General features: G+C 64.5%; 24 protein-coding genes and 1 tRNA gene. 18 read left to right on the forward strand and 7 right to left on the reverse strand.

The window, feature by feature from the left end; translation table 11 throughout:
• Nucleotides 1–24: 24 nt before the first annotated feature.
• Nucleotides 25–1,179, reverse strand: a complete 1,155-nt coding sequence (locus tag KF733_00140) for a DnaJ domain-containing protein (protein QYK55900.1) — start codon at nt 1,177–1,179, stop codon at nt 25–27.
• 140 nt (nt 1,180–1,319) lie between these two features.
• Between KF733_00140 and KF733_00145 the strand changes: the two genes are divergently transcribed.
• From KF733_00145 to infA, 13 genes are all read left to right on the forward strand, one after another.
• Nucleotides 1,320–1,853: a hypothetical protein gene (locus KF733_00145; protein ID QYK55901.1), complete on the forward strand. Its 534-nt coding sequence runs from the start codon at nt 1,320–1,322 to the stop codon at nt 1,851–1,853.
• Between the two features lie 2 nt (nt 1,854–1,855).
• The gene (locus KF733_00150; protein ID QYK55902.1) at nt 1,856–2,305 is read left to right on the forward strand and encodes a hypothetical protein; all 450 of its coding nucleotides are present in this window, start codon (nt 1,856–1,858) and stop codon (nt 2,303–2,305) included.
• Nucleotides 2,306–2,556: 251 nt separating this feature from the next.
• Nucleotides 2,557–2,742 carry a type Z 30S ribosomal protein S14 gene (locus KF733_00155; protein ID QYK55903.1) on the forward strand — a complete coding sequence of 62 codons (186 nt, stop codon included), beginning with the start codon at nt 2,557–2,559 and terminating at the stop codon, nt 2,740–2,742.
• A gap of 8 nt (nt 2,743–2,750) precedes the next feature.
• Nucleotides 2,751–3,146 carry a 30S ribosomal protein S8 gene (gene rpsH, locus KF733_00160; protein ID QYK55904.1) on the forward strand — a complete coding sequence of 132 codons (396 nt, stop codon included), beginning with the start codon at nt 2,751–2,753 and terminating at the stop codon, nt 3,144–3,146.
• Between the two features lie 3 nt (nt 3,147–3,149).
• Nucleotides 3,150–3,704, forward strand: a complete 555-nt coding sequence (gene rplF / locus KF733_00165) for a 50S ribosomal protein L6 (protein ID QYK55905.1) — start codon at nt 3,150–3,152, stop codon at nt 3,702–3,704.
• 2 nt (nt 3,705–3,706) lie between these two features.
• The gene (gene rplR, locus KF733_00170; GenBank protein ID QYK55906.1) at nt 3,707–4,060 is read left to right on the forward strand and encodes a 50S ribosomal protein L18; all 354 of its coding nucleotides are present in this window, start codon (nt 3,707–3,709) and stop codon (nt 4,058–4,060) included.
• Nucleotides 4,061–4,648: a 30S ribosomal protein S5 gene (rpsE, locus tag KF733_00175; GenBank protein QYK55907.1), complete on the forward strand. Its 588-nt coding sequence runs from the start codon at nt 4,061–4,063 to the stop codon at nt 4,646–4,648.
• The gene (rpmD, locus tag KF733_00180; protein ID QYK55908.1) at nt 4,641–5,006 is read left to right on the forward strand and encodes a 50S ribosomal protein L30; all 366 of its coding nucleotides are present in this window, start codon (nt 4,641–4,643) and stop codon (nt 5,004–5,006) included. The genes rpsE and rpmD overlap by 8 nt, the downstream gene beginning before the upstream one ends.
• Nucleotides 5,003–5,521: a 50S ribosomal protein L15 gene (gene rplO / locus KF733_00185; GenBank protein QYK55909.1), complete on the forward strand. Its 519-nt coding sequence runs from the start codon at nt 5,003–5,005 to the stop codon at nt 5,519–5,521. The genes rpmD and rplO overlap by 4 nt, the downstream gene beginning before the upstream one ends.
• A gap of 3 nt (nt 5,522–5,524) precedes the next feature.
• On the forward strand, nt 5,525–6,877 hold the full coding sequence (gene secY, locus KF733_00190; GenBank protein QYK55910.1) for a preprotein translocase subunit SecY: 1,353 nt from the start codon (nt 5,525–5,527) through the stop codon (nt 6,875–6,877).
• Nucleotides 6,874–7,530, forward strand: a complete 657-nt coding sequence (locus KF733_00195; GenBank protein ID QYK55911.1) for an adenylate kinase — start codon at nt 6,874–6,876, stop codon at nt 7,528–7,530. Before secY ends, KF733_00195 begins: the two co-directional genes overlap by 4 nt.
• Before the next feature lie 34 nt (nt 7,531–7,564).
• Complete coding sequence (gene map, locus KF733_00200) at nt 7,565–8,320, forward strand: type I methionyl aminopeptidase (GenBank protein ID QYK55912.1); 756 nt, start codon at nt 7,565–7,567, stop codon at nt 8,318–8,320.
• An 8-nt stretch (nt 8,321–8,328) separates the two neighbouring features.
• The gene (gene infA, locus KF733_00205) at nt 8,329–8,613 is read left to right on the forward strand and encodes a translation initiation factor IF-1 (GenBank protein QYK55913.1); all 285 of its coding nucleotides are present in this window, start codon (nt 8,329–8,331) and stop codon (nt 8,611–8,613) included.
• Here infA and KF733_00210 read toward each other — a convergent pair.
• Complete coding sequence (locus KF733_00210) at nt 8,610–9,506, reverse strand: universal stress protein (GenBank protein ID QYK55914.1); 897 nt, start codon at nt 9,504–9,506, stop codon at nt 8,610–8,612. The two genes, infA and KF733_00210, sit on opposite strands and share 4 nt — an antisense overlap.
• Before the next feature lie 102 nt (nt 9,507–9,608).
• On the opposite strand from KF733_00210, the gene sufC reads away from it, so the two are divergent.
• From sufC to KF733_00230, 4 genes are all read left to right on the forward strand, one after another.
• Complete coding sequence (sufC, locus tag KF733_00215; GenBank protein QYK55915.1) at nt 9,609–10,373, forward strand: Fe-S cluster assembly ATPase SufC; 765 nt, start codon at nt 9,609–9,611, stop codon at nt 10,371–10,373.
• Nucleotides 10,370–11,707, forward strand: coding sequence for a Fe-S cluster assembly protein SufD (gene sufD, locus KF733_00220; protein QYK55916.1), 1,338 nt, complete (start codon nt 10,370–10,372; stop codon nt 11,705–11,707). Before sufC ends, sufD begins: the two co-directional genes overlap by 4 nt.
• 67 nt (nt 11,708–11,774) lie before the next feature.
• Nucleotides 11,775–11,865, forward strand: a tRNA-Ser gene (locus tag KF733_00225).
• Nucleotides 11,866–11,874: 9 nt separating this feature from the next.
• Nucleotides 11,875–12,900 (forward strand): transglycosylase SLT domain-containing protein, encoded by a 1,026-nt coding sequence (locus KF733_00230; GenBank protein ID QYK55917.1) that lies wholly within the window; start codon nt 11,875–11,877, stop codon nt 12,898–12,900.
• Nucleotides 12,901–12,906: 6 nt separating this feature from the next.
• On the opposite strand, the gene KF733_00235 is transcribed toward KF733_00230, so the two are convergent.
• Nucleotides 12,907–13,377, reverse strand: a complete 471-nt coding sequence (locus tag KF733_00235; GenBank protein QYK55918.1) for a DUF488 domain-containing protein — start codon at nt 13,375–13,377, stop codon at nt 12,907–12,909.
• Nucleotides 13,378–13,397: 20 nt separating this feature from the next.
• Here KF733_00235 and KF733_00240 point away from each other — a divergent pair, with 20 nt between their 5' ends.
• Nucleotides 13,398–13,733, forward strand: a complete 336-nt coding sequence (locus KF733_00240; GenBank protein QYK55919.1) for a tRNA-binding protein — start codon at nt 13,398–13,400, stop codon at nt 13,731–13,733.
• Here KF733_00240 and KF733_00245 read toward each other — a convergent pair.
• The 4 genes from KF733_00245 to lon form a co-directional block, all read right to left on the reverse strand.
• The gene (locus tag KF733_00245) at nt 13,730–14,080 is read right to left on the reverse strand and encodes an iron-sulfur cluster assembly accessory protein (protein ID QYK55920.1); all 351 of its coding nucleotides are present in this window, start codon (nt 14,078–14,080) and stop codon (nt 13,730–13,732) included. The genes KF733_00240 and KF733_00245 overlap by 4 nt on opposite strands.
• Before the next feature lie 9 nt (nt 14,081–14,089).
• Nucleotides 14,090–14,449, reverse strand: coding sequence for a DUF59 domain-containing protein (locus KF733_00250; GenBank protein ID QYK55921.1), 360 nt, complete (start codon nt 14,447–14,449; stop codon nt 14,090–14,092).
• Between the two features lie 222 nt (nt 14,450–14,671).
• Nucleotides 14,672–15,313, reverse strand: a complete 642-nt coding sequence (gene lipB / locus KF733_00255; protein QYK55922.1) for a lipoyl(octanoyl) transferase LipB — start codon at nt 15,311–15,313, stop codon at nt 14,672–14,674.
• Nucleotides 15,306–17,645, reverse strand: coding sequence for an endopeptidase La (gene lon / locus KF733_00260; protein ID QYK55923.1), 2,340 nt, complete (start codon nt 17,643–17,645; stop codon nt 15,306–15,308). Before lon ends, lipB begins: the two co-directional genes overlap by 8 nt.
• Nucleotides 17,646–17,649: the final 4 nt, after the last annotated feature.

Consider the following 17,649-nt stretch of genomic DNA (forward strand, 5'->3'; position numbering starts at 1 on the left):
TGGGCGCGGGCAACGCCCCTGGGCTTACTTAGGCGAACTCAAGCGCCAAACCCGCAAAACCTTGTCCAGCCCGCCCGCCGAGACGTGGCGGCCGTCGGGGCTGAAGGCCACCGCGGAAAGCGGTTGGAGCGAGGCTTCCGCCCGCCCGTGGTTGACGCCGTGCACGACGTTCCAGAGCCCCATGCTGCCGTCCCGGCTCGCGCTGGCGAGCAGCCAAGATCGAGGGTGGAAGGCCAGCGCCTCGACCGGGCGGTCGTGGCCGAAGAAGGTCTTGCGCAATTGCAGCTTGTGGACGTCGAAAACGCGGATCGAGAGATCGACCGCCGCCACCGCGATCCAGTGCCCGTCCGGACTGAACGCCAGCGAGGTCACGGTCGAACGGACTTGGTCGAACGTATAGACCAGGGAACCCGTCCGCCCGTCCCAGAGCTTAACGGTCGCGTCGGCCGAGCCCGAGGCCAGGTAGCGGGAATCCGACGACCAGGCCAGCGCCGTCACCGCGTCGGCGTGCCCGTCGCACGTGAACCTCACCGCTCCGTCACGGCTGCCGACCACCCGCGCCTGGCGCGTCACCGTCCCGAGCGCCAGCGAGTTGCCGTCAGGCGAGGGGAGCACGGTCACGACCCAATCCTTCGGGACTTGGCGCCAGACCTCAAACTTAGTGCCGTCGATGCGCCAGCAGCCGAGTTGCTGCTCGGTGCAGCCCGCGACCACCGCCCGGCTGTCGTCAAGCGCCACTACGGAGCTGACGACGCCGCCTTCCAGACGCATCGACCGCTCCGCCGCGGTCATCTCTTCGTTCCACCAGAAAATCTCGTTGTCGAAAGAGCAACTGAGAAGCCGCCCGGTTCCCGGAGCGTAGCTCAGGCCATAGATCGGGGTCTTGTGCCCACGGGCGCGGTGGATGATGGTGGCCCGGATGGCGTCCGGATTCCGGCCCGCCGTCTCGCCGCTCGGCTCTTCGAAGGTGGCCGTGCCGATTAAGGCGTCGTACTCCATACGGCGCACGGGGTCACTGAGCACCTCGAACGCCGCGTTGATCTTCGCCATCTTGTCGTGCGAAGCCGGGTCATCGTTGACGTCCGGGTGGTAGGTACGGGCGAGCCGACGATAGGCGGTTCGCACTTCCGCGGGCTGGGCTTTCGTCTCAAGGCCCAGAATTTCGTAGAGCGTCGGCAAGGCACCCCATTATAGTTCGCTGGACGAAGGGCCCAGGGCTGTTTTCCAGCCCAAAGCGCGCCGATTCCAGCCAAAACCCTGAAGGCGGCGTTCCATCCGCCCGCCTTCTCCGTTCAACTCGCCCAAAATGAGGGCGCTGGATGGTGAAAGCCGAAAAAAGAGGGCCGGGGTGGCAGGAATGGCTTTTGTCCCTTTCCTGCACCTTGTTGATCGGCTACGAGCAACTTGTCCGGCGGGAAATGGAGACCCCCCAGACCGCCGAGCGTTACTACAGCTTGGAGGCAGGGGTCACGACCCTGCACTTCCTGGGGCAGGCCGTCGCGCTGGCTTGCACGGCCGCCACCCTGCTCTGGATCATTCTGGCAAATAAACGGGTCTTTCAAACCACGATCTTCGCTTTGGCGGGGATCGGGATCATCTTGTGCTGGATCGAGGTCCTCAGAGCGATCGGAACCCAGCCCAACTCCGTGTACATCCTCACAGAGCTGCCCTACCGACCTTTGAACAACATGGGCATCGTCGGGGCGCAGGTGTTCGGCACTTACCTCATCCTTCGGGGCAGGGACCTTCCCGGGCCGGTCTGGCGATCGCTCCTCACCAAAATGGGGCTGGCCGCCTGCCTGTTCCTATTCCAACTGATCGCCTGGGAGCTGTTAAGCCGTAGAATGGGTTAGGCATGACGCCGCAACGGAACCAGTCCAGAATCGCCATCCTGGCCACGGCCGCCTTCATGTTGGGGTTCCCGGCGCTCGGCCTGGTGTGGTTCTGGCTGGACGGCCACCGGCGGATCCAAGAATCGGCCGCACCCGCCGCGCACCGGATCGCGGAAGAGGCGCTCGCCCGCTGGGACGTCAACGTCCTCGACGCGGCCGGCACCTCCGAGTTCCGCCGGAGCGACGTCGAGAAGGCGTTCGAAGAGGCCCACGTGCGGCTCGGCCCGCTCAAGAGCCTCGGCGAGTTCCATTCGAACCGGTCGTGGGCAGGCGGCCGCGACGATATGGTGTGGCAGTTCGCCGAGTGCAACGGCAAGGCCAGCTTCCAAAACGGCCCCGCGGAGATCAAGATGACGGTCGCCCGCCGGACCATGAACCCGGAATGGCGGGTCGAGAAGTTCGAAGTCCGATGAGGACGATGCCTCAACCGGTCCCGATTTAGGCGGCGGCGAACTCGGAGCCCGGGTATATTTCGCCTTCGTCCTTGGAGCTTTCCAAGGGCTCAAAACCGAGCCACAGGCAAGGTGCAACGGGTCTTTCCCGCTTACGAGAGTCTAGACGTCCCGTCTTGCCCTCCCGGTGCGGGGCTCAGTCAAGGAGCAGACAGGCGGCCGGAAACGGCCCTCGCCCGGAGCAAACCGGCCCGGGAACGGCGGGGTACCGAATGCCAAAGACCTGTCTAATCGTAAAGCAAAAGCGCAAACCAAAGTTCAAGGTGCGCGCCTACACCCGTTGCAGCCAGTGCGGCCGCCAACACGGGTACATCCGTTATTTCGGCGTCTGCCGAATCTGCTTCCGTGAGATGGCCCACAAGGGCCTCCTCCCCGGCGTGGTGAAGTCGAGCTGGTGAGCTGAGTTATGCATAGCGACCCAATTGCCGACCTTCTGACCCGCATCCGCAACGGGATCATCTCCCGTGCGATGAACGTGGACTGCCCCGTGAGCAAGATCAAGCTCGAGGTCCTTCGCATCCTGAAGGACGAGGGGTTCATCACCGGGTTCGAAGTCATCACTGAATCGAAGTTCCCCAGCGTCCGGGTGCACCTGCGCTACGACGACCGCCGCAAACCGGTCATCCACAGCATCATGAGGGTGAGCAAACCCGGGCTGCGCGTCTACAAAGGGTCCGGCGAGCTACGGCCCATCCGCAGCGGCTTGGCGACCCGGGTGATGACGACCAGCCAAGGCGTCATGACGGACCGTGAAGCCCGGCGGCGCAAAATCGGAGGCGAGGTCCTCTGCGAGGTTTGGTAAGCGATGTCACGAATCGGATTTAAACCCATCAAGGTGCCCGGCACCGTCACCGTCACGTCCGAAAAGGGCCATATCGCGGTCAAGGGGCCGAAAGGCGAACTCGCGGTGCGGGTCGCGGAGAGCCTCACCCTCTCGCAGGAGGACGGCGTCCTGAAGATCGACCGGCCGGACAACGACCGGTTCCACCGGAGCCAGCACGGCCTCGCCCGGACCCTGATCGACAATATGGTCACCGGTGTCACCGAAGGGCACAAAAAGACCCTGGAGATCCACGGCGTCGGCTACCGCGCGTCGATGGAGGGCAAGACCCTCGTCCTGAGCGTGGGCTACTCCCACACCGTCAAGATCACCCCGCCGGAAGGCATCGACTTCAACATCGCACCGGACGAGAAGACACGCGTCACCACGATCACCGTCAGCGGCATCGACAAGGCCGTCGTCGGACAGATCGCGGCGGACATCCGCAAGGCGCGAAAGCCCGACCCCTACAAAGGCAAGGGCGTGCGCTACAAAGGTGAGGTCGTGAAGCTACGGCCTGGCAAGAGGGCAGGTAAGTAATCATGGCCACCAAGACAAGAAGCGACATGCGGGTCGTGCGGCACGACCGTCTGCGGAAGAAACTCCGCGGGACGGCCGAGCGACCGCGCCTCGCGGTTTTCAAGAGCACCAAGCACATCAGCTGCCAGCTCATCGACGACGTGGCCGGCCACACCCTGGCCGCGGCCAGCAGCCTGGAGAAGGGGCTCGAAGCGACGGACAACATCGCCGGGGCCAAGAAGGTCGGCCTGGCACTGGCCGAAAGGGCGAAGAAAGCGGGTGTGAGCACGGCGGTATTCGACCGAGGCGGGTTCCAGTACCACGGCGTCGTGAAGAGCCTCGCCGATGGCGCCCGAGAAGGAGGGTTGGAGTTTTAAATGGCTAGAGGACCAAGACTCGTCGGGCGACGACAGCCGAGCGCCCCGCGCGACGGCCGGCAACCGGAAGGGCCGCAACTCGACGTCCGCGTCATCCGCTCCAACAAGGTCTTCAAGACCCACAAGGGCGGCAAGACGGCCAGCTGGTCGATCCTCGTCGTGGTCGGGGACAACAAAGGCAGCCTCGGCGTCGGCCTGGGTAAAGCCCGGGGCATCCCGGACGCCATCCGCAAGGCGGAAGAGGCGGCCAAGAAGAGCATGTTCAAAGTGCCGATGATCGGCACCACGATCCCGCACGAGGTGCGAGGCAAGTGGGGCACGGCCGAAGTCGTGCTGAAACCGGCCTCGCCCGGTACCGGCGTCAAGGCCGGCTCCGCCGTCCGCATGTGCCTGGAAGCCGCCGGCATCCACGATGTGCTCGCGAAGTGTCTCGGCAGCAGGAACGGCACCAACGTCGCCTATGCCACGGTGAGCGCCTTCAAGGAACTCGCCGCGCCGGAAACCATGGCCCAGCGCCGTGGGGCCGACGTGAACGAACTCGTGCCCTGGCTCGCCAAGGCCCGTAAGGAGGAAGCGGACCATGCTTAAGATCACGCTCGTCAAGAGCAAGTTCGGCAACACGCCCCGGAACCGGGCGATCGTCCAGTCGCTCGGCCTTAACAAAACGGGCCGGAGCGTGCTGCAGCACGACACACCCTCGATCCGAGGCATGATCCACAAGGTCAAGCACCTCTTGGAAGTCGAGGAAGTCGAAGAACAGCCCAAGACGCCGAGGGCGAAGGGCCACAAGGCCGCCGCCCGGATCGGCAGCGCCGCTGCGGCCGAAAAGAAGCCGAAGGCGGCAAAGCCAAAGCAAGAGGCCGCCGGCGAAGAAACCGCCGAAAAGCCCAAGACCACCCGGGCCAAGAAAAAGGCCGAACCGGAAACCAAGGAGTCTGAAGAGTGAACCGACACGACTTGCGCCCCGCAAAGGGCAGCACGAAGCGCCGACGCCGCGTCGCCCGAGGCATCGGCAGTGGCATGGGCAAGACCGCGACCCGAGGCACAAAGGGCCAAAAGGCGCGACGCCAGATCCCGCCGTGGTTCGAAGGCGGCCAGACCCCGATCCACCGCAGACTGCCGGTGAAGAAGGGCTTCCGCAACATCAACCACAAGGAGTACGCGATCGTCAACGTCTCCTCGCTCGACAAGTACTTCGACAAGGAGGCGGGGCCGGAAGACCTGATGAAGGCGGGCCTCATCCACGGCGAGATGGACGGCGTGAAGATCCTGGGCCACGGCGAGGTCACGAAAAAGCTCACCGTCACCGCCCACTTCTTCAGCAAAGCCGCCCGCGAGAAGATCGAGAAGGCCGGCGGAAAAGTCGTCGTGCTGGAACGGCCGGAAAAGACCCAGCCGCAGAAGAAGGATAAGAACAATAGCGACGCGAAAGGCGTGAAGAAGACCAAGAAAGGTGAATAAACAGTGAGTGCGATCGCCAGCCTGGGCGGAGGCCCGGGAGACAAAGGGTTACGGTTAGGACTGCTCGAGACCCTGCGTCTCGCATGGTTGGACGAAGACCTTCGGGCACGAATGGTCTTCGTCCTCATGTGCTTCGGTGTCTACGCGCTCGGCGTGCACGTCCCCGTTCCCGTCCAAGGGCTCGACCCCGAACGGCTGACCTCGCTGCTGAAGGACAACAACTTCTTCATGCTGCTGAACACGCTCGGCGGAGGCGCCTTCCGGCGACTCTCGATCCTCGCCCTCGGCCTCGGCCCCTACATCACCGCCTCGATCATCACCCAGGTCATGACCCTGGCCGTGCCGGAGTGGAAGAAGGAGCTGCAGGAAGGCGGCGAATACGCCCGGCGACAACAGAACAAGCGGACCCGCTTCCTCGCCCTCGGCCTCTGCGCCTTCCAGGGCTGGGGCCTCATCACACTGATGGCCGGCTCCGTGCCGGAGCTTGCGGCCATGGGCTTTATGCCCAAGCTCAGCATGGTCCTCTTCTGGACGGCCGGATCCATGGGCCTCCTCTGGATGGGCGAGCAACTCAGCGAAAGAGGGATCGGCAACGGCATCTCGCTCCTGATCTTCGCGGGCATCGTCATCTCGATCCCGAACATCATCAACCTGGTCGGCACCACAGTCGCCCAAGGCACGATCGGATGGTGGCAAGCCGCCCTGATCTTGATTCTGTTCGTCCTCATCACCTGGTCCATCGTGCTCTTCACCGTCGCCCAACGGCGGATCCCGATCCAGCACATGAGGCGGAACTATGGGACGAAGTCCCTCGGGGGACAGACCAGCTATCTGCCGATCTCGGTCAACATGGCGGGCGTCATCCCGGTCATCTTCGCGATCTCGCTGGTCTACATGCCGGCCCAGTTCGCGGCCGCGTTCCCGCCGACCAGCCCGATCCACCAGGGGCTTATGACCGTCGCCAACCTCTTCGCGCCGGACTTCACCCGGCCGGTCGGCTACATCGGCGCCCTGCTGTACATGGTGCTCATCTTTGTGTTCACCTATATGTGGAACGCGATGATGTACAACGTCGAGGACATCGCCGACAACCTGAAGCGCGCCGGTTCTTACATTCCCGGCATCCGGCCGGGCAAGCAGACCAAGGACTTCCTTGACGGGGTCATCTCCCGGGTGACCTTCGTCGGCGCCGCATTCTTGGCCGGCGTAGCCTTGACGCCCTACCTCTTCCCGCTTATCGCGCCGATCCAGGGCCTCGCCCTCATCGGCGGCACCTCCCTGCTCATCATGGTGAGCGTGGCGCTGGAAACAATGCGGCAGATCGAGGCGAACCTGCTCGTCAAGCAATACGAATGACACCGGTCCGACTCATCTTAATCGGCCCCCCCGGAGTCGGGAAAGGCACCCAATCCGCCCTCCTCGAAGAGCGGCTCGGGCTTAAGCCCTTTTCGTCCGGCGTGATCTTTCGCAAAGAGATCGAGGCCGAGACCGACCTTGGACAGCTCGCCAAGTCGTACATCGACCGTGGCGAGCTTGTTCCGAACGGGATCACGATCCAGATGATGCTGAAGAGGATCCGCTCCGACGAAGTCCGACGAAAGGGCTTCGTCCTGGACGGCTTTCCGCGAACCGTCCGCCAAGCGGAAGCCCTGACGGAAGAACTCGCCCGGGCCGAGCTTGAACTCACCGGCGTCGTGAGCCTGGAGGTCGAGGACGAGACCGTCATCGAGCGGCTCAGCGGCCGGATGGGCTGCACCAAGTGCGGCGAGATCTACCACGCAGACCACAAACGACCGAAGCGGGAAGGGCTCTGCGACCTCTGCAACAGCCCCCTCATCGTCCGCGAGGACGACAAACCGGAAACGATCCGCGAACGCCTCCGCGTCTTCCATGAGAACACGCAACCCGTCGTCGACTACTACCATAGGCAGGGGCAGCTCCTGCGTGTGAACGGCGACCAAGGGCCCGAAGAGGTCTATTCGGAGATCATCGCGGGGTTGGGCGTTTGACCGGCCTCGGGCGGCCGCGCCAAGGGGCCGCACAGTGATCCACCTCAAGAAAGACTCCGAGATCGCCAAGATGCGGGAATCCGGGCGCATCGTCGCCCGCACGATCCGTCTGCTGAGCGAAGCCATCGTCCCCGGCAAAACCACCACGAAGGAATTGGACGACCTGGCCGAGAGGTTGATCCGCGAACAAGGCGGCGTCCCAAGCTTCCTGAACTACCGCGACAGCTACCCGGCTTCGGCCTGCATCAGTGTCAACGAGGTCGTGATCCACGGCATCCCGAACGAGCGGGTCCTGCAAGAGGGCGACATTATCGACATCGACCTTGGCGTGTGCAAGGACGGTTACCATGCGGACAGCGCCTGGACCTTCGCGGTCGGCACGGTCTCGAGCGAGACCCAGCGCCTCCTGAACGTGACCCAAGAGGCGATGTGGCAGGGCATAGCCAAGGCCCGACCCGGCAACCGCATCGGGGACGTCTCCGCAACAATCCAGCGTTATGTCGAGTCCAACGGCTATTCCGTCGTCCGCGAACTGCTGGGCCATGGCATCGGGCGCAACCTCCATGAGGAGCCGAACGTGCCCAACTACGGCCGCCCGAAGGAGGGCCCCTGGATCAAACCAGGATTGACGATTTGTATCGAGCCGATGGTGAACCAAGGCACTCGCAAGATCGTGACTTTGGACGATGGCTGGACTGTGGTGACCGAAGACGGTAAACTGTCGGCACACTTTGAGCACACTGTGGCCGTCACCAAAGACGGCCCCGAAATCCTCACAGTGGAAAATTAACCCCATCTATGGCTAGAGGACGCGGACGCGGAAGAGGCCGGCAGTACGTACCGCCGGAGATTAAAGAAGATTCCGAAAAGGAAGAAGGCATAGAGCTTGACGGGACGGTCATTGAGAACCTCCCCAACGCCCAGTTCCGCGTCAAGCTCGACGAGACTGACGGCGAGATCCTCGCCTATATCAGCGGCAAAATGCGCCGCCACTGGATCCGAATCCTGAACGGCGACCGCGTGCGGGTCAGCATAAGCCCCTACGACCTGAACCGAGCACGGATCGTCTACCGCTACCGCTAACTTCGCGGTCGCAGCAACAAAAGGTTCTGCGGGGCGTTCTCGACCATGTCGAAAGCCACGCTCCCCACGAAGAGCCTTTCCAAGAACCCGTGCCCTTGGGCGCCGACGATGATCAAATCCGCGTTGCGCTCCTGGGCCAGTTCACGGATCTTTAGGTTCGCGTGCCCCTCAAGCACGACCGAATCGACATCCGCCACCCACGGCTTTAGCCTTTCGACCAGCGCCTGGTTCATCTCTTCGACGCGTTGGCGCAAGTTGCCGATCGCGTCAGAGACCTTCAGCATCGCGTCGCCGTCGAGCCCCGCCAGGTTGCCGCCCGGGCCCCGGTAGACCGCGACCACAGTCACCTTGCCGATCCCCGTGGGCCGGTCTTCCAGCAAAGTCTCGATGCAACGGTTCGTGTAATCCGAGTGGTCGGTGGCCAGCACCACGTTCAGGGGCCCGTCGTGGGGGACGTCCTTCTTGGCGATGAGCAGCGAGCAGGGCGAACGCATTGCCAGCCCACGGGAAACCGAGCCCCCCAGGAACGCGGTGAACGCGTCGTCGTGCTCGAACCCGACCACGATCAGGTCGGCCTTCTTCTTCTCGGCCGCGTGCCGGAGCACGGTGACCGAGTCCCCAAACCCGACCTCACCTTCCGCCTTGAAGCCCATGGACTCCAAGGTCTCGACGGCCTGCCGCGTCGCCCGAAGACCGTTCTCCCGCAGCTGGGTCAAGATGTCCGCCATCGGGTGGGTCGCGCCAAGCTCGGGGAAGCTGCCGTCCGAAAGCACGGGCTCCACCGAATTCACGACGTAGGCGTGGACGTCACCATAACCGATGCGCTTGAGCAAGCCCATCGCCGGCTGACAAGAACCGCCCAGATCGATGCCCATGACCACGCTTTTCGGCATGCCCCCAAGTTACCAGGACCCGGCGTCTCGGCCCTTACGGCCGACTCCAATGGGCCGTCTGCGAACACCGGCGTCCCCCGTTGCGTAGACTCCCGGCGAACGATGTTGCAGATTAGAAACCTTCACGCAAAGGTGGCGGAGGAAGAGCGGGAGATCCTCAAGGGCGTGGCCCTTTCCGTGAACCCGGGCGAGGTGCACGCCGTCATGGGCCCGAACGGGAGCGGCAAATCGACCCTGGCGAACGTGATCGCTGGCCGGGAGACTTATGAAGTCACCGACGGCGACATCCAGTTTGAGGACAAGAACCTTCTGGAAATGGAGCCCGACGAACGCGCCCACCACGGCATCTTTATGGCCTTCCAATATCCGGTCGAGATCCCGGGCGTCTCCAACACCTACTTCCTGCGGGCGGCCGTCAACGCAAAGCGGAAGGCGCATGCCGAGCCCGAAATGGACGCGTTGAACTTTATGAAGTTCATTCGAGAGAAGGTCAAGGCGCTCGGGCTGACGGACGACATGCTCCAGCGATCCGTCAACGAAGGTTTCAGCGGCGGCGAGAAGAAGCGCAACGAGATCTTTCAGATGGCCGTTCTGGAGCCCAAGCTGTGCGTTTTGGACGAGACGGACTCCGGGCTGGACATCGACGCCTTGCAAACCGTCGCCAACGGCGTCAATTCGCTCCGCTCACCCGACCGGGCGTTCATCATTGTCACCCACTACCAGCGGCTCCTGAACTACATCGTGCCGGACCATGTGCACGTCATGATGGGCGGGCGCATCGTTCGCAGCGGTGGCAAGGAGCTGGCCTTTGAGCTTGAGGAGCGCGGCTACGGCTGGATCGAGCAGGAGGTCGGCGTCACGGCATGACGGCGACCCTTCGCTACCAGGCGTCGCTGGCCGACAAGGTCGTTCCGGCGCTTCCCGCAGGCGAACCAGATTGGCTCGCCCAGCTACGCCGGCAAGCCCTGGGGGCCCATCGGGAGATCGGGGTGCCGACTCCAAAGCACGAGGAATGGAAGTACACCCCCCTGCGCCTGGTCGCCGAGACGAATTGGCGGGCGGGCGAGCCCGGCCCCGCCGTCTTCGACCGACCGCTCCCGCGTTACGAGGAGGAGTCCCTCCAAGTGGTGCTGGTCAACGGCCGTTTTGACCGCAATCTCTCGCTCTCCGGCGCGCCGAAGCTGCCCCCGGGCGTCGTCATCCAGAGCCTGCGGGACGCGATCCAAGAGCGGCCCGACTTCGTCTTGCCCTACCTTGCCCAAGTGAAGCCGGAGACCACCTCCGCGGTCGGGCGGGTGATCCGACCGGACGTCCACCCGTTCGCCGAGCTCAATACGGCCGCCTTCGTGGACGGGCTCTTCATTTCCCTCTCGCGGGAAGCTACCGTCGACCAGCTCATCGAGATCGTGCACGTGGCGACCGGCGAGGGCCAAGCTTTCTTTCCCCGCCTCCTGGTCGTGGCCGAGACTGGTTCTTCGGCCCGGATTGTCGAAAGCTACATTGCCCATGGCACGGAGCGGACGCTGACGCTGCCCGTCACTGAAGTCGTCGTGCGCGAGGGCGCGAACATAGAGCACGTCCGGGTTCAGGACGAGAGTGTGGACAGCGTCCACATCGCCTCTTGGCAGACGGCCCAATCCCGAGACAGCTCGTACCACTCCTACAACGTTTGCTTTGGAGGCTCGATCGCCCGCGTCGACCAAGGCATCTGGCTTGGGGGCGAAGGGACGACCACCCGCCTCGACGGCGTGGTCTGTGCCGACGGCGGCCAGCACATCGACAACCACACGCGGCTGGACCATGCCTTCCCGAACGGCAACTCGTTCGAGGTCTATAAGCAAGTCGTCGACGACGAGGCGACGGTCGTCTTCAACGGCAAGATCTTCGTCCACCAAGATGCCCAGAAGACGGACGCGAAGCAGACGAACCAAGCCCTGCTCCTCAGTCCCCGCGCCACGATCGACTCCAAGCCGCAGCTCGAGATCTTCGCCGACGACGTGAAATGCACGCACGGGGCGACGGTCGGCCAGCTGGAGGACCTTCCGCTCTTCTACATGCGCTCCCGAGGGATCCCCAAGGCGCAGGCAGAAGCCGTACTGGTCTACGCCTTTGCGGCGGAAGTCATGGAGCTGATCTCGATGGATTCTGTTCGGCAGGCACTGGAGCGCCGACTGTACGAAAAGCTCGGGATCAGCGACTGAGGAAAGGCTCACGGACCTTTCGTGGCGGCCGCGACGTCCAACTATGGATAATAATGGGGCAGAACGCGGACAGATGGCTGAGTGGACGAAAGCGCCCGCCTGCTAAGTGGGTAGGGGATTATATCCCCTCTCGGGTTCGAATCCCGATCTGTCCGCCAGATTTTCGTATGCACGGCCGAGCCCTTCTCCTGATCGGAACGCTCCTGGCCGTCGTCACGGCGCCGGGCCAGACCCTGGAGGGCTACATGAAGCTCCGCCGCCAGTACGGGATCGAGCAGGCCGCAGACCCGGACGCCTTGACGAGCTTCGTCGGGCGAAAGGTCCTCGAAGTCCGCGGCACCGTGAACGGTGTCGTCGGCGGCCCCGACGGCTCCAAACTCCTGATCCTCTCGGGCTCGAGCGGCCAGATCTTTGTGAAGTCGGACGCGCCGCCCAACTGGCTGGTCGGGAACTCCACCCCTGCCCGGCTGCTGATCGAAGCGAAGCGGGCCACGGAATCGGGAATGCTCGAAGCCACCCTGCTCGGAGCGGCCACCGAGGGCCAGGTCGCGGCAAAGGAAGCCGCCGCACGGCCCAAGCCGACCGCTGCGCCGGCCCGAGGCAAAGGCTCCACCACTTCGCGTAAGGGTGGCCGGCCCTCGCCGATCCCGGGTGACATCCCGTCCACGGGCGTCCCCCGAGCCACCGCTTCCCCCGCGAACCTTTCGCCCAGCCTGGCGCAGCTCGTGCCGGCCTACACGAATTTTGCAAAGAGGATGAACCCGCGCCTGGGCGACGCAAAGGCCCGCCAGATCGCCGAAGGCATCCTCGCCATGAGCGCCCACTTTGGCGTGGACGCCCGGCTCATCGTGGCCATTATCGTCGCGGAGAGCACGTTCGACCCGAACGAGACCAGCCACGCAGGCGCGATGGGCCTCGGGCAGCTTATGCCGGGAACCGCCAAGATGCTGGGGGTCAGCAACGCGTACGACACGGACCAGAACATCTATGGCACCGTCAAGCTGATGCGCGACCACTTGGACACCTATACGGCCAAGACGGGCGACGACTTCGAGGGCCTTGTGCTCGCCCTGGCCGCCTACAACGCCGGGCCGGGAGCGGTCCGCAAGCACGGCGGCGTGCCGCCCTATCAAGAAACCCAGCGCTACGTGCGCAAGGTCATTGCGATCTACCGCCAGCTCTGCGCGAAGTAGGGGCCCCTAGAAAAGCTGGCCCTGCTCCTTGTGCCCGTGCGGGAGGACTGTCCCGTCTCCCATGATGTGCCACACCTCGTGGCCCCGTTCCACGAGCACAGGCGTGACGAGGCGCCCACGGTGGCAGGAATCGGGCGAGAGGCACCCGCACAGGAGGCACGGAACGCCCGGCAGCCCCTCCAAGACGGCCACCCCCTCGGCAAAGACGCTTGAAGCGCGGATCTTCTCGTAGTCAGGGCGTCCGTCCGTCTGCAAGGCCGGGTCGTTGGGCTTCCCTCCGAGTTCGCGGCCCAGAAAGACGTAGGCGAGCCCAGCTGCCTCGGCCAAGCTTCGGAGAGTGTCCCGACGGAAATCGGGCGAGTGGCGGGAGAAAGGGTTGGTCCGCACGTCCACCAGGTGGGTGACGGAGTGCGCCGTCAGTCGCGCCAGAGTCCGTTCCCAGCTCTGGTTGCCATATCCGACGGTCAAGACCTTCATTCCTCGTCAGAATACGTCTGATGGAAACGGTAAGTTGGGATGAGTTCGCAAAGGTCGAGGCCCGGGTCGGGACGGTCGTGCGGGCGGAGCCCTTTCCTGAAGCGCGCAAACCGGCGGTCAAGCTCTGGGTGGACTTTGGAGAGCTCGGCGTCTTGGCCTCTTCGGCCCAACTCACGGTCCACTATACGCCCGAGTCGCTGGTGGGGCGACAGGTCGTCGGCGTCTTGAACCTCGGGCCGCGCCGGATCGCCGGGTTCGAAAGCCAGTTCCTTACGACCGGGTTTCCGGACAGCGACGGGGCGGTCGTGCTTTGCGTGCCGGACAAGCCCGTGCCGAACGGGGCAAAGTTCTTCTAGGATGCCTCTTCGGCCTTGGGCGTGAAGCTGGTTCCGCACCCGCACGAGCGGGCGGCGTTGGGGTTTTCAAACGAGAACCCGCCCGTCAGCAAGTTGCCCGTCCAGACCAGCTTCGCCCCTTGCAGGAACTCGGCCGAGCGAGGGTCGCAGAGCAGGGTCACGCCCGCCAACTCAAGCACGAGGTCGCTTTCGCGCGCCGCTTCTTCCGGCCGCACGACGTATTCCAGGCCCGAGCACCCGCCCCCTTTCACCCCGACCCGGAGGAAGGCGACGCCCTTGCGCCCAGCCGCACGCACAAGCTCTGCCGCGGCGCGCTCCTCGATCTCAAGGGGGAATGGGGTCGTCATGCGATGCTCTTACCAGTAAAGGCCCAGCTCTAGGCGGATGTGTTCCGGGATTCGGTCGATCGTGAAGGGCGGGTCCCAGACCAGTTCGAGGTTCGCACTTCGGACGCCCGGTGTGCTCCGGACGGCCTGCTCGACCTCGCCGGGAAGCGTCCCGGCAACGGGACAGGCCGGGCTCGTCAAGGTCATCTTGATGTCGACCGTGGCATCGTCGTGGACCATCACCGAATAGATCAACCCGAGGTCGTAGACGTTGACCGGGATTTCCGGGTCGTAGACCTGGCGGATAGATTCGATGACGTCCCCTTCGAGGATCGACTTCGCGATCGGGTTGAGCGGGGGTGCCTTCGTGGGCGGGATTTTTTCCGGCACTCCTTCCAATAGTACGCCCCGGGCGAAGCGTTCTCACACCGGCCAGGCCAAACCCGAGCAAAAAGACCTTGTGCAACCCTGTTGCCGCCGATTCGTGCTCCCGAGAATCCTTGCAGAGCTACCGAAAAGGCAGCCACGAGACTTGCCGAGGGCAAGACGCAAGCGAGATAGGGTTCGGGCGACCTCCAACGAGAGGCGCCCATTTTTTTCGCCACGGCACGCCTAGAAGAAGACACTCTGGAAGGCGTCGCGGAGCGGGGCCTTGTAGTCTTCCACCGTCACCCTGCGGCCCGTCGCCTCGGTTAAGGAGGTGACCCCGTAACCCGGGATGCCACACGGCACGATGAGGTCGAAGAGGGAAAGATCGTTCTCGACATTGACCGCGATCCCGTGGGTGCTGACCCATCTTCGCACCTTCACGCCGATCGCAGCGATCTTGCGGGGCTCTCCCTCCACCTGCACCCAAACCCCGGTGTGCGGCGGGAACCGGTACCCCTCGAGGCCATAGGCGGCCAAGCTGCGGATGACAACCTCCTCGAGGTCGCGAAGCCACTTGTGCAGGTCACGCCCATGCTGGGCGACGTCGAAGACGGGATAGGCGACAAGCTGCCCGGGGCCGTGGAAGGTGACGTCCCCTCCCCGGTCCACTCGCTCGACCGCAATGCCCCTACGGGCGAACTCTTGCGGCGGGACGAGCAGATTCTCCAAGTGGTGACTGGCCCCGAGGGTCACGACCGGGTCGTGCTCGACCAGGAAGAGCGTGTCTTGCCGGAAGGGCTCCGCCGCCCGCCGTTGCTCTTCCCAGGCCGCAAGAAACCCCATGCGGCCGAGGTCCACGACGTGCAGGGCCGTTGCGTCAGCCAAGGGCGATCGCCAGAGCTTCCTCCGCCGTCGCCACGGGGTGGAACTCGATGTCTTTCCGCACGCTCTCGGGCAGGTCGTCCAAGTCCCGGAGGTTCTCCTCCGGGAGCACGACCTTCTTGATCCCCGCGCGGTGGGCGGCGAGGATCTTCTCCCGCACCCCCCCTACCGGCAACACGCGGCCCCGGAGCGTGACCTCGCCCGTCATCGCCACGTCCCGCCGCACCGGCTTGCCGGTAAAGGCGCTCACCAGGGCGGTAAGGATCGTAACCCCGGCCGACGGCCCGTCCTTAGGCACCGCCCCCTCTGGCACGTGCACATGGAGGTCGCAACGGAACTCTTTATCCGGGCTGAACCGCTCTTGGTTGGCGCGGAGGTAGGTCATGGCCGTGTACGCGGACTCCTTCATGACGTCCCCCAGCGAGCCGGTGAGGCGCACTTGAGGCTGGTCGCCGAAGGGGGTTGATAGGGAGACCTCGATCGTGACGATGTCGCCCCCGTACTCGCTATAGACGAGGCCCGTCGCGACGCCGATCTCGTCCCGCTTGCCGCGGACTCCGTATCGATAGCGCGGCTTGCCGAGCAGCCTTCCCAATTGGTCCGGGGTCGCATGGACGCAGTCCGTCTCGCCCTCGGCGATCTGGCGGGCGGCCTTGCGGCAGATCGTCGCGATCTCGCGCTCGAGACCACGCACGCCGGCCTCACGGGTGTACTCCCGCACTAAGACCTCCAACGTGGCCTTCGGCACCTTGAACTGGGCCTTGGTCAACCCGTGCTCGACGAGCTTTTTCGGCACGAGGTACTTCGTCGCGATCTGGAGCTTCTCCTGCTCGGTATAGCTGGGGAAGCGGATCACCTCCATGCGGTCGCGCAGGGCGGCCGGCACGTTCTCCAGGAGGTTCGCGGTGGCGACGAACATCACGGCCGAGAGGTCGAACGGCACCTCGAGGTAGTGGTCGCTGAAGTGGGCGTTCTGCTCCGGGTCGAGAGCCTCAAGGAGGGCCGACGTGGGGTCGCCCCGGAAGTCGTAGCCCATCTTGTCGATCTCGTCCAGCATGAACACGGGGTTCCGCGTCCCGCAACTCTTCAGGCTCTGGATCAGTCGGCCCGGCATCGAGCCGATGTAAGTCCGTCGGTGGCCCCGGATCTCCGCCTCGTCGCGCACGCCGCCGAGAGAGATGCGGACGAACTGGCGGCCCAAGGATTCCGCGATGGAGCGGCCGATCGAGGTCTTGCCCACCCCGGGGGGTCCGACAAAGCAGAGGATCGGGCCGCGGAGCGACTGCGAAAGCTGGCGCACGGCGAGGAAATCGAGGATGCGGTCCTTCACCTGGGCCAGTCCGTAGTGCTCGCGCTCCAGGATCGCGGACGCCTTCCGGACGTCGATGCGATCCTCGCTGAGGATGCCCCAAGGCAGGGCCGCGAGCCAGTCCAGGTAAGTCCGGATGACCATGCCTTCCGGCGAACTGGATGGCGCCCGCTCAAGCCGTCTCAGTTCTTGGACGGCCCTGTCCAGCGTCTCGGAGTCCATGCCCGCGTCCTCAAGGCGCTGCCGGTACTCCTCGCCCTCTTCGCTCAGTACCGCCTCTCCGCCGAGCTCCTGCTGGATCGCCTTGAGCTGCTCCCGCAAGTAGTACTCACGTTGGGTCTGGCCAAGTTCGCGCTCGACCCGGGTGCGGAGCGTCGCCTGCATCTCCAACACCTGGCGCTCCTTCACGAGGATGCGGACCAGCTCCTCAAGCCTGGCCATCGCGTCGATCTCTTCCAGGAGGCCCTGCTTGACCGCGGCATTGCTCGGGAGGTGGTGGGAAAGGAGGTCGGCCAGGTAGCGGGGGTCTTCGACCGAGGCCACCGACTCCACCAGTTCCGGCGGCACCGAGAGCCCGAGCGCCACCGCCTCTTGGAAGGTCGCGACGCATTCCCGCATCAATGCGGCGACATTGTCGCCCGTGGGCACGGGCTCTTCGATCAGGGTCAGCTCCGCATTGAACGACCCTGCTCGGTAAGTCATCTTTTCGACCCGGGCACGGGCGAGCCCGCGGAGCACGACCCGCATCGTGCCATCCGGGAGGGGCAGGACGTGGAGGACTTCGCTGAGCGTCCCCGTGCGGTAGAGGTCGTCGCCTGTGGGCTCGTCGACCCCCTGGTCCCGCTGGCCCAGCACCAGAGCCTCGCGGTCGCGCTTCAGAGCCGCCTGGAGCGCTTTGACGGACATGTCCCGGCCAATGAGGAGCGTCTGAATGACGCCAGGAAAGTGCACGGTGTCCCGAACGGGGAGGACGGGCGCTTTTGAAACGACGGCTTGGGACTGGCGTCGGGCTTTCGTTTCCGCCATCTCT

It is taken from the genome of Fimbriimonadaceae bacterium, assembly GCA_019454125.1.
In the GTDB taxonomy this organism is placed as follows: Bacteria; Armatimonadota; Fimbriimonadia; order Fimbriimonadales; family Fimbriimonadaceae; genus JALHNM01.

What these genes read in the sequence shown, in the direction of transcription:
- KF733_00145 (QYK55901.1), top strand. Translation starts at nt 1,320, where the DNA reads ATGGTGAAAGCCGAAAAAAGAGGGCCGGGGTGGCAGGAATGGCTTTTG.
- KF733_00150 (QYK55902.1), top strand. Translation starts at nt 1,856, where the DNA reads ATGACGCCGCAACGGAACCAGTCCAGAATCGCCATCCTGGCCACGGCC.
- KF733_00155 (QYK55903.1), top strand. Translation starts at nt 2,557, where the DNA reads ATGCCAAAGACCTGTCTAATCGTAAAGCAAAAGCGCAAACCAAAGTTC.
- rpsH (QYK55904.1), top strand. Translation starts at nt 2,751, where the DNA reads ATGCATAGCGACCCAATTGCCGACCTTCTGACCCGCATCCGCAACGGG.
- rplF (QYK55905.1), top strand. Translation starts at nt 3,150, where the DNA reads ATGTCACGAATCGGATTTAAACCCATCAAGGTGCCCGGCACCGTCACC.
- rplR (QYK55906.1), top strand. Translation starts at nt 3,707, where the DNA reads ATGGCCACCAAGACAAGAAGCGACATGCGGGTCGTGCGGCACGACCGT.
- rpsE (QYK55907.1), top strand. Translation starts at nt 4,061, where the DNA reads ATGGCTAGAGGACCAAGACTCGTCGGGCGACGACAGCCGAGCGCCCCG.
- rpmD (QYK55908.1), top strand. Translation starts at nt 4,641, where the DNA reads ATGCTTAAGATCACGCTCGTCAAGAGCAAGTTCGGCAACACGCCCCGG.
- KF733_00195 (QYK55911.1), top strand. Translation starts at nt 6,874, where the DNA reads ATGACACCGGTCCGACTCATCTTAATCGGCCCCCCCGGAGTCGGGAAA.
- infA (QYK55913.1), top strand. Translation starts at nt 8,329, where the DNA reads ATGGCTAGAGGACGCGGACGCGGAAGAGGCCGGCAGTACGTACCGCCG.
- KF733_00210 (QYK55914.1), bottom strand. Translation starts at nt 9,506, where the DNA reads ATGCCGAAAAGCGTGGTCATGGGCATCGATCTGGGCGGTTCTTGTCAG.
- sufC (QYK55915.1), top strand. Translation starts at nt 9,609, where the DNA reads ATGTTGCAGATTAGAAACCTTCACGCAAAGGTGGCGGAGGAAGAGCGG.
- sufD (QYK55916.1), top strand. Translation starts at nt 10,370, where the DNA reads ATGACGGCGACCCTTCGCTACCAGGCGTCGCTGGCCGACAAGGTCGTT.
- KF733_00230 (QYK55917.1), top strand. Translation starts at nt 11,875, where the DNA reads ATGCACGGCCGAGCCCTTCTCCTGATCGGAACGCTCCTGGCCGTCGTC.
- KF733_00235 (QYK55918.1), bottom strand. Translation starts at nt 13,377, where the DNA reads ATGAAGGTCTTGACCGTCGGATATGGCAACCAGAGCTGGGAACGGACT.
- KF733_00240 (QYK55919.1), top strand. Translation starts at nt 13,398, where the DNA reads ATGGAAACGGTAAGTTGGGATGAGTTCGCAAAGGTCGAGGCCCGGGTC.
- KF733_00245 (QYK55920.1), bottom strand. Translation starts at nt 14,080, where the DNA reads ATGACGACCCCATTCCCCCTTGAGATCGAGGAGCGCGCCGCGGCAGAG.
- lon (QYK55923.1), bottom strand. Translation starts at nt 17,645, where the DNA reads ATGGCGGAAACGAAAGCCCGACGCCAGTCCCAAGCCGTCGTTTCAAAA.